8 protein-coding genes are annotated in these 8,959 nt (G+C 72.9%); 6 read left to right on the forward strand and 2 right to left on the reverse strand.

Features of this window, described 5'->3' with window-relative positions; genetic code table 11:
* Positions 1–35: 35 nt before the first annotated feature.
* Both ACFV2S_RS00760 and ACFV2S_RS00765 read left to right on the forward strand, forming a co-directional pair.
* A complete protein-coding gene (locus tag ACFV2S_RS00760) occupies positions 36–1,208 on the forward strand; it encodes a histidine kinase (protein WP_385552784.1) in 1,173 nt (390 codons plus the stop codon).
* Between the two features lie 36 nt (positions 1,209–1,244).
* The gene (locus ACFV2S_RS00765) at positions 1,245–1,910 is read left to right on the forward strand and encodes a response regulator (protein ID WP_385552787.1); all 666 of its coding nucleotides are present in this window, start codon (positions 1,245–1,247) and stop codon (positions 1,908–1,910) included.
* 162 nt (positions 1,911–2,072) lie between these two features.
* Here the strand turns inward: ACFV2S_RS00765 and ACFV2S_RS00770 are convergent, their stop codons facing one another.
* Together ACFV2S_RS00770 and ACFV2S_RS00775 are read right to left on the reverse strand one after the other, a co-directional pair.
* A complete protein-coding gene (locus tag ACFV2S_RS00770; RefSeq protein WP_385552790.1) occupies positions 2,073–3,200 on the reverse strand; it encodes a polyprenyl synthetase family protein in 1,128 nt (375 codons plus the stop codon).
* Complete coding sequence (locus ACFV2S_RS00775; protein WP_385552793.1) at positions 3,197–4,399, reverse strand: tetratricopeptide repeat protein; 1,203 nt, start codon at positions 4,397–4,399, stop codon at positions 3,197–3,199. Before ACFV2S_RS00775 ends, ACFV2S_RS00770 begins: the two co-directional genes overlap by 4 nt.
* A gap of 292 nt (positions 4,400–4,691) precedes the next feature.
* Between ACFV2S_RS00775 and ACFV2S_RS00780 the strand changes: the two genes are divergently transcribed.
* From ACFV2S_RS00780 to ACFV2S_RS00795, 4 genes are all read left to right on the forward strand, one after another.
* Positions 4,692–5,084 (forward strand): hypothetical protein, encoded by a 393-nt coding sequence (locus tag ACFV2S_RS00780; protein ID WP_385552796.1) that lies wholly within the window; start codon positions 4,692–4,694, stop codon positions 5,082–5,084.
* A complete protein-coding gene (locus ACFV2S_RS00785; RefSeq protein ID WP_385552799.1) occupies positions 5,081–6,931 on the forward strand; it encodes a GMC family oxidoreductase in 1,851 nt (616 codons plus the stop codon). The genes ACFV2S_RS00780 and ACFV2S_RS00785 overlap by 4 nt, the downstream gene beginning before the upstream one ends.
* Positions 6,928–7,794 (forward strand): hypothetical protein, encoded by an 867-nt coding sequence (locus tag ACFV2S_RS00790; RefSeq protein WP_385552802.1) that lies wholly within the window; start codon positions 6,928–6,930, stop codon positions 7,792–7,794. Before ACFV2S_RS00785 ends, ACFV2S_RS00790 begins: the two co-directional genes overlap by 4 nt.
* A gap of 152 nt (positions 7,795–7,946) precedes the next feature.
* A complete protein-coding gene (locus ACFV2S_RS00795) occupies positions 7,947–8,813 on the forward strand; it encodes a D-alanyl-D-alanine carboxypeptidase family protein (RefSeq protein ID WP_385553558.1) in 867 nt (288 codons plus the stop codon).
* Positions 8,814–8,959 lie beyond the last annotated feature (146 nt).

The following is an 8,959-nucleotide window of genomic DNA, read 5'->3' on the forward strand; positions in this document are numbered from 1 at the left end:
TTTTGCGACATCCACTGTATGCGACAATGGCGGGCATGGCGCAGATTCGTATTGCCCGGAGAGTGCTGACCGAATGCATCGCGGCAATGTCTTTTCCGATTCTGCTGCTTTCCCTGCTCGTTTTCCCGGTGTCGGCCCCGGTGGTGGCCGAGACCGACCGATCGAGGGCCCGGTGGTGCGGCGCCGAGACGACGCCCCTGAAACCCACTGACCACGGCTGGGTTCAGTGGGTGGCACTCCGGCTGCGTTCACGGTCGATGTGGCGCACCGACGTCCCGGTTCTCGTGACCGCCGCGCTCCTCTCCACATGGTCACTGCTGGTGGCGTTCTTCGGATTCATCGGCGCTGCCGTGCTGGTGCTTTCCCCCGTCTTCTGGCTCTTCGGTATTGCCGCGCAGGTCGGTCCCTTCACCCCTGAATCCGTCGGGCAAACTCTCCTGGCGGTTCCCGCGGGTATCGTTCTCGGCTCGGTCACCACGACCGCACTGACCGGCACATCATTTCTTCGCGACCTTTTCCTGAGCGCCTTCTCCAGAAGCCGGGACCCGGATCTGCTCGCGAAACTGGAGGAGCTCCGGACCAGTCGGGCTTCGCTGACAGCGGCTTTCGAATTCGAGCGGCAGAGGATCGAACGCGATCTGCATGACGGCGCCCAACAGGAACTCGTCGCCGTCGTCATGCGCCTGGGGATGCTGGAAGCCGCGGCCGCGGCCGCAGCCGCCGACCGGGAACGCGTCGTCCGGCTGGCACGGGAGGCGCAGGCTGCCGCGGAGCGCGCACTCGCACGGCTGAGGGAGACGGTGCGCGACATCCATCCCCGCGAACTGAGCGACCTCGGTCTCGTCGCCGCCGTGCGGGAGCTCGCCGCCCGATCGCCTCTGCGGGTCGAGCTGACCAGCACCGGCGACGACGGCCGGCTGTCGTCACCGACTGCGACCGCCGTATACTTCACGGTGTCCGAAGCCCTGACGAACATCTCGAAACACGCAGGTGTGGGAATCGCTCGGGTCGACCTGCGGTGCGCCACGACCGACGTGCACGTGCGTGTGCAGGACGATGGAGTCGGCGGTGCGGCGATCGACGCGGGCTCCGGACTCGCCGGACTGCGCGAGCGCATGCGAAGCGTCGGCGGGAATCTCGAAATTCTCAGCCCACCGGGTGGCGGGACGCAGGTTGTGGCGTCCGCTCCCGGCCAGCCCCCATGGTGATCAATCGGAGCAGGATGTCTTCCCCGGGGAGGGGTCATGAGAATTGTTCTGGCAGATGACAGCGTTCTGATAAGAGCCGGCATCCGGGAAATCCTGACCTCCCACGCCCATGATGTCGTCCGCGAATGCGAGGACGCCGACGAACTGGTGGCCGCGGTCGACGAGCTGGTGCGTTCCGGAGTCGCCCCGGACATGGTGATCACGGATGTCCGCATGCCCCCCAAGAACACCGACGACGGACTGCGTGCCGCGATCGATCTGCGCTCCCGCCACCGCGACCTGCCGGTGCTGGTTCTCTCCGCCTACGTCACGGGCCCCTATGTGCGGGAGCTTCTGAACGGCCCGGGTGCCGACGGAGCCGTCGGGTACCTGCTCAAGGAGAAGGTGGGCCGGGTCGCCGACTTCCTGCGAGCTGTCGAGACGGTCTCCGCGGGTGGCGTCGTGATCGACCCCGAGGTCGTCCGCCACGTCACCCACGCGGACTCGCCACAGGGCCCGCTCGCCCGGCTCACCGCTCGCGAAAGGGAAGTGCTCGCCCACATGGCCGAAGGGCGCTCGAACGCGGAGATCGCGACGGAGCTGTTCCTTTCCGGCGCTGCCGTCAGTAAGCATGTGGCGAACGTTTTCGTGAAGCTCGGCATGCCGCCCGACGAGGACAATCGACGCGTCAAGGCCATTCTCACCTGGTTCGAATACAACTGAGCAGGCCGGCGGGGGCCGTCCAGCCCCCGCGTCCGCCCACGGGCCGTGCCCGGCAGCCGTCACGACAGCGCCCGCGGGACACCCAGCGCCGCCCGAGCGAGGGCGAGCGCTGGGTCGCGACGGACGGGAACGCGGGGGTCGGCAGGGTCGGCGCCTCGCTCTCTACCAGGTGCGGTCGAGTACGTGCGTGAACAGCGCGTCCAGTTCCCGGACCGCGGCGGGCGTCAGCGGTGACTCGCGCAGCGCGCCGTGGGCGAGGTCCCGCTGGCGGAGGGCCTCCTCACGGGTCGCGCGACGGCCACCGGCCTCCTCCACCAGCCTCGCGGCGAGCGCGGCGGTCTCGTCGTCGATCGGCAGGGCGGAGCCGAGCAGCGCCTCCAGTTCCCGCGCGGCACCGCCCCCGCCGGCGAGTGCGGCGAGGACCGGGTACGTCTTCTTGCCCCGGCGCAGGTCGGCGTGGACGGGCTTGCCGGTCACCGCCGGGTCGCCCCAGATGCCCAGGACGTCGTCCACGGCCTGGAAGGCGAGACCGAGATGGCGTCCGGCTCGTTCGAGAGCGCGCGCGGTCCCGTCCGGCGCGCCGCCCAGGACCGCACCGAGCGCGATCGCGCAGCCCAGCAGGGCGCCGGTCTTGTGGGCGGCCATCGACCGGTACTCCTCCGGTCCCACCGCACCGGGTCCGGACCAGGGACGGTGCTCGAAGCGCAGGTCCTCCGCCTGGCCCGACACCAGCGCGTTCAGGGCTCCGGACAGGCACCGGACCGCGGCGGCGGCGTGGCCGCCACCCGCCTCGGCCACGATCCCCACGGCCTGGGCGAGGAGCGCGTCGCCGGCCAGTACCGCCGGGCCCGTGCCGTACGCCTTCCACACGGCGGGACGCTGCCGGCGCAGGGCGTCGGCGTCCATGATGTCGTCGTGCAGCAGGGAGAAGGTGTGCACGAGCTCCACGGCCACGGCGCCCGGGACGGCGTCGGCACCGTCGGCGCCGACGGACTCCGCGCCGAGCACGGCGAGGGCCTGGCGGACGCCCTTGCCCTCGGATCCGCCGGGGTCCGGGTGCCCCGCCGCGTCGGTCCAGCCCAGCGCGTACGCCGCCATCTCACCGGTCCAGGGGTGGAGCCGGCCCACCGCCTCGACCAGCGCGGGCCGGATCAGGGCCCGGCAGCGCTCCAGGACTCCGGCAGCCGTGCCCTCGTGGGCCGGAGGGGTACGCGGCGTGCCGGGGGCCGTGGCGCCCGGTGACGCGGCGGGCGGGCGGACCGGCGAGGTCTGCGTGGGGAGGGCGCTCACCGCGCGCCCGCCCGGAGCCCGTCGCCCGCACGGCCCCCGTCCGTGCCGGCCGCGCGGAGCGCCTCGACGTCCGCGGTCCTCAGGGCCTCCGCACCGACCGGCGGCAGGACCGGGCCGGCCGCCTCCCGCCCGTCTCCTCCGTGGTCGGGCAGCCGTCCGACCTCCAGCTCGGCCGCCGCCTTGTCCACCATGTCCCGGGCGTGCCGCAGCCCGATGCGGTCGAGCGTCGAGCGCAGTGCGGCCAGCTCCGCGGCGGTGTGCGCGGCGTCGCCGCCCAGACGCGCCTCGGACTTCACCAGGCCCAGCCTGGACAGCGCCGTCCCGCGCGGCTCGTCCATCTCGCGGAACTCGTCGAGCGCCCGCGCGTACAGCTCCCGCGCCTCCGCGTACCGCCCGGCGCGGTAGAGCACGTTGCCGCGCATCTTGTGGTTGTAGGCGAGCGCGCTCGACAGACCGATCTCCCGGCAGGCGTCCTCGGCCCGCGTCAGCAGCGTCAGGGCGCGCTCCACGTCCCCGTCCCGTACGGACACGACGTCGGCGATGCCCCGCAGGGCCCACGCCCAGCCGCGCCGGTCCTCGGCGCGCGACGCGGTCTCCGCCGCCTCCTCGAACAGCGCCAGGGCCTCGTCGTAGCGGCCGGTGTTGCGGTGCATCTGCGCGATGCCCTCCAGCGCCCACACCGTGTGCCGGGCCTCGCCGCGGCGGCGGGCCTCGGTCAGCAGCTGTTCGTGCAGCCTGCCCACGGCCTCGTAGTCGCCCTGGATGCGGCCCGTCTCGGCGAGGCCCGCGAGCGAGTAGCCCCGGGCGACGACGTCCCCGCCGCGCTCGCCCGCGTCGGCCGCCAGCTTCAGCAGCCGGTAGGCCAGCCTCAGTTCACCGCGCTGCCGGGCGAGCGTGCCGCCGCTCCACAGCGCCCACGCCATCGCGCCCTCGTGGCCGGCCTCGCGGGCCGCCCGGTGGCTCGCCTTCCAGGCCCGGTCGGCCTCCGCGATCCGGCCGAGCCTGCGGCACGCCTCGGCCACGGCGAGTGCGCAGCGGGCCACCTCCCGCAGGTCCCCGGAGCGTTCGGCCTCCCGGAGTCCTTCCCTTCCGCGGGCGAGCACGTCGGGCAGGGAGGAGTTCACCGACATCGACCCCAGGGCCCCCTGGTACTCCGGCGCGGACGCCCTCTCCGTCCGCTCGCCCACCTGACCTGCCATCAGAACCTCCTCATGTCGACTCGACGATCAAGCCGACGCGGGGATCAAGACGTCGAGCACGCGCGCGGGTTCCGTCGCGGCCCCAATGTCCGTCTGTGTGGGGGTGCCGGGTCCTCCTCAAGTGCTACGCGGCCGGTGACGGTTCCTCACCGAGACGGATGCGCACCTGCGCTCGCATGGTGAACGTGTCTGCGATCGAGTTCAGCCGCCCGTGGGAGCGCGCGCCGTCGTGATCAAGCCGATCCGGGGGCGCGGAGCATGCCCCGCGGGGCGGCGGGGCACCGATGCCCGCGTGGCTCTTACGGACGACACACAGCGATTCGCCGCCCTGTCGGCGCGGCTGACCGGTTTCGACCCGGCGGACCTGGCGGACACCGGGCTCGTCGAGGTGTACCGCGACGTGACCGCGGAGGAGCTCGGCGCGGAGCGGTACGCCCTGCTGCTGCGGGAGTTCGGGGACCCCTGCGCCGCTACGGCGGCCGAGGACATCCCCGGCGGCGAGCTGAGGGCGGAGGCCAGAGCGCTCACGTACCTCTGGTACACGGGGAGTTGGCCCGGCCCGCCGCCGAGGCTGGTCTCCCCGCGCGCGTACGCGGAGGGTCTCGTGTGGAAGGCGGCCGGCGTCACCGCTCCCGCCGCGGCGCCCGGAGGGTACGGGAGCTGGGCCGAGGGGGGCGGGCGATGACGCGGTACGACGTGATCGTCGTGGGCGCGGGGGTCGCCGGCTCGCTCGTGGCACACCGGCTCGGACGGCACGGCAGGCGGGTGCTCGTCCTGGAGGCGGGCGCGGGTGGCCGAGAGGCGGGCGCGGGTGGCCGGGAGGCGGAGGCCGACCCGCTCACCGCGTATCTGACGGCCGCCGGCCGACTGCCCGGTTCCCCGCTCCTGCCCCACCCGGCCGCCGCGTCGCCCGAGCCGACGGACCTCGCGGGCACGGAAGGCGCCCCCGGCTACCGGGCGGCGGGCCATCTGCGCCAGGACGGTCCGCTCCCGTACGCCAGCGGGTACGTCCGCGCCAACGGCGGCACCGGCACCGTCTGGACCGGTCTCGCGCCCCGGATGCTGCCGGAGGACTTCGACACCGAGCCCTTCGGATACGGGCGGCGGTGGCCGCTCGCCTACGACGACCTGGAGCCGCACTACCGGCAGGCGGAGGAGCACCTGGGCGTGGCCGCCGACGCCGAGGAGCAGCGCGCGCGCCTCGGGCTGCGCTTCCCCGACGGCTACGTGTATCCGATGCGCCCCCTGCCCGCCGCGCGCCTGGACCGCTTCCTCGCGGCGCGGCTCGACGGACGACGGGTGGAGGACCCCGTCTCCCTGCGCGAGGTGGAGCTGAGGGTGGTCGGCACCCCGCACGCGCGCAACGGCGTCCCCGACCCCCGGTACGACGGCGGTCGCGGCTACGTCCCGCGCGGCCGGGGCGGGCGGCCGGACCCGGACAGCCGGTGCGTGGGCAACGCGAGCTGCATCCCGCACTGTCCGTCGTACGCGAAGTACACCCCGCTCAAGACCCAGGGCCGGTGGGCCGGTTCGGTCGCGCTCCGGGACCGGTCCGTGGTGAGCCGCGTCCTCGTCGACGGCCGGGGGCGCGCGACGGGTGTGGAGTACCGCTCGTACGACGGCGCCGTGTCGGTGGCGCACGCGGACGTCGTGGTGCTCGCCGCGCACGCGGTGGAGAACGCCCGGCTGCTGCTCCTGTCCGGGCTCGCGGACCGCAGTGGCCAGGTCGGGCGCAATCTGATGGACCATCCCGTCCTGCTGACCTGGGGGCTGCTGCCCGAGGGCGAGGACGCCGGCGTGTACCGGGGCCCCGGTTCCGTCTCCGGATTCGAGGGCTTCCGGTCCGGCCCGGCGCGGAAGCTGCGGGCGCCGTTCCGCGTCGAGTTCGGGACGTGGGGGTGGATCTGGGCGAAGGGCCCCGTCGAGACGGACGTGGACCACTTCCTCACCGGACAGGGCCTGTTCGGCGCGGAGCTGCGGCGGGCGGTCGGAGACCGGGTCCGCCGCCAGTTCGCCCTCCAGTTCGAGATGGAGCAGGGTGCCGACCCCGCGAACCGGGTCACGCTCCACCCGGGCGAGCGCGACGCGCTGGGGCTGCCCCTGCCGCTGGTCACGTACGACCTCGACGAGCACGTCAAGGAGGGGATGGCCGCGGCCCGTGCCGTCTCGGAGCAGCTCTTCGCGCTGCTGGGCGCCGAGGACCACACGGACTACGCGCCGGCGGCGGCCTGGCCCGGCCGCTTCGAGCACCGCGGTCGCACCTACGGCTATCGCGGGGCGGGTCACGCCGCCGGCACGCACATCATGGGCGACTCCCCCGCATCCTCGGTCGTCGACTCCTGGCAGCGCTGCTGGGACCACCCCGGTCTGTACGCGGTCGGCTGCGGCAGCATGCCCTCGGTCGCCACGTCCAACCCGACGCTGACCATGGCCGCGCTGGCGCTGCGCAGCGCCGAGCGCATCGAGGCGGACCTGACGGCCCGCGACCGCCCCGCACACCTCACCCCCACCGATCCGGGAGCCCCCGCATGAGCCCCGTCCCCCTGCCGCCCGTGACCGAGCCCTTCCAGCTCCCCTTCCACTACGGGGCGCTGCACCAGGTCGGTGTCGACTGGCTGGTCGACCCGGAGCCCGTCCACCGGCTCCTCGGGAAGTACCACCCGGACCTGACCGCGGCCACGTTCGACGACGGGCGCGCCCTGGCCTCCCTCAACTACCAGCTGTACTTCGCGCAGTACGCGTTCGGCGGCGGTGTGACCCAGGAGATCGAGTTCAACGTCATCGCCTTCCCGGCGGCGGACGGGCACCGCCTGCCGCGGCTGACGTACGCCGAGTACGCGCGGGGCTGGGACCAGACGAAGCTGCTCGGCATCGCCCGGCTCCACGTCGTGTGCGACAACCCGTTCGCGATCAGGGCGGGGCGCGAGCTCTACGCGGAGCCCAAGCACCCCGGCTGGTTCGAGGTCGGGCTGCCGTCGCTCAACGGGCCCTCGGGCGAGACGTGGACCGTGCGGTGCTCGGCCGCCGGCGTCGGTCCCGACGAGGCGCTGGAGCCGGCCCGGGACCCGCTGCTCGCCCTCACGGTGCGGCTGGACGGGCTCACCGCCGCACCCGCCTGCTCCGCCCCCGTCACCGGATACGGCACCGACCGCGAGGGGCGCCTGCTCGCCGGTCCGATGAACGTGTACCAGCCGTACGGGTGGTACGACCTGACCGCCCCCGAGCACTCCGGGCGCACCCGCCTGGAGGTGCTCGCCCCGGACGGCGACCTCGGCCGCGACGTCCGGTCCCTCCTCCCGGACGGCACACCGGCCGCCGGTGCCTGGACGTATCAGTCGCCGCCGGTGGCCGCCCACCACCGCCCGTACTATCCGACGACCGGACCGCGCGTCTGACACGCGTCACCGGAACGCGAAAAAGATCACCCCTCTCACCGTGCATCCCTGGAGCCCTGTCGAGCGTCTTCTATGCGCCGGGTCCGTGTCCGGACCCGGACGACATCGATTCCAACCAAGGGCAGAACACTTTGCTGACTCCGAAACTCGGCCTGCGCAGCGCCGTGACCGTCTCGCTGACGGCCTCGGCCGTCCTGGCCGGCGGTCTCTTCGCCGGCCAGGCGTACGCCGCGCCGGCCGTCCCGTCGATCACCGCCCCCGGCGGCTTCGTCATGAACAACGGGACGGGTTCGACGCTGTACGGGAAGGCCGCGGACACCCGCCGGTCGACCGGCTCCACCACCAAGATCATGACCGCGAAGGTGGTGCTGGCCCAGCGCAACCTCAACCTCGACGCCAAGGTCACGATCCAGAAGGCCTACAGCGACTACATCGTCTCCAAGAACGCCTCGTCGGCCCGGCTCATCGTCGGCGACAAGGTGACCGTCCGTCAGCTCCTCTACGGCCTGATGCTGCCGTCGGGGTGCGACGCCGCCTACGCGCTGGCCGACAAGTTCGGCACGGGCACCACGCGTGAGGCCCGGGTCAAGTCGTTCATCGGCAAGATGAACGACGAGGCGCGGAAGCTCGGTCTGCGGAACACCCACTTCGACTCGTTCGACGGAATAGGGAGTGGCCAGAACTACTCGACTCCGCGCGACCTGACGAAGATCGCCAGCAGCGCGATGAAGGACGCCACGTTCCGCACCGTCGTCAAGACGAAGTCGACGAAGCAGAAGGTCACGACGAAGACCGGCGGTTACCGGTACATGTCGTGGACCAACACGAACAAGCTCCTCAGCACCTACAGCGGCGCGATCGGTGTGAAGACCGGCTCGGGCCCGCAGGCCAAGTACTGCCTCGTCTTCGCGGCCACCCGCGGCAGCAAGACGGTCATCGGCACGGTGCTCGCCTCTCCCAACGAGACGAACCGCGCGGCCGACGTCAAGAAGCTGCTGGACTACGGCTTCGCGAGGTAATCCCCGGCGACCGGCGCCCGAGGGCGCTCTCGCCACCCCCGAGGGGGGGGGCGCGCCCCCCCGGGCGCCGCGCCCCCGACCCCCCCCCCCCCCCCCCCCCCCCACACCCCGACAGGGGCGATATAAAACAAACACACACCCACACC

It is taken from the genome of Streptomyces sp. NPDC059695, from assembly GCF_042733785.1.
Taxonomy (GTDB): domain Bacteria; phylum Actinomycetota; class Actinomycetes; order Streptomycetales; family Streptomycetaceae; genus Streptomyces.

Excerpts from the sequence above, each read along its gene's own strand:
- ACFV2S_RS00760 (WP_385552784.1), top strand. The coding sequence starts at position 36 with ATGGCGCAGATTCGTATTGCCCGGAGAGTGCTGACCGAATGCATCGCG.
- ACFV2S_RS00765 (WP_385552787.1), top strand. The coding sequence starts at position 1,245 with ATGAGAATTGTTCTGGCAGATGACAGCGTTCTGATAAGAGCCGGCATC.
- ACFV2S_RS00775 (WP_385552793.1), bottom strand. The coding sequence starts at position 4,399 with ATGGCAGGTCAGGTGGGCGAGCGGACGGAGAGGGCGTCCGCGCCGGAG.
- ACFV2S_RS00785 (WP_385552799.1), top strand. The coding sequence starts at position 5,081 with ATGACGCGGTACGACGTGATCGTCGTGGGCGCGGGGGTCGCCGGCTCG.
- ACFV2S_RS00790 (WP_385552802.1), top strand. The coding sequence starts at position 6,928 with ATGAGCCCCGTCCCCCTGCCGCCCGTGACCGAGCCCTTCCAGCTCCCC.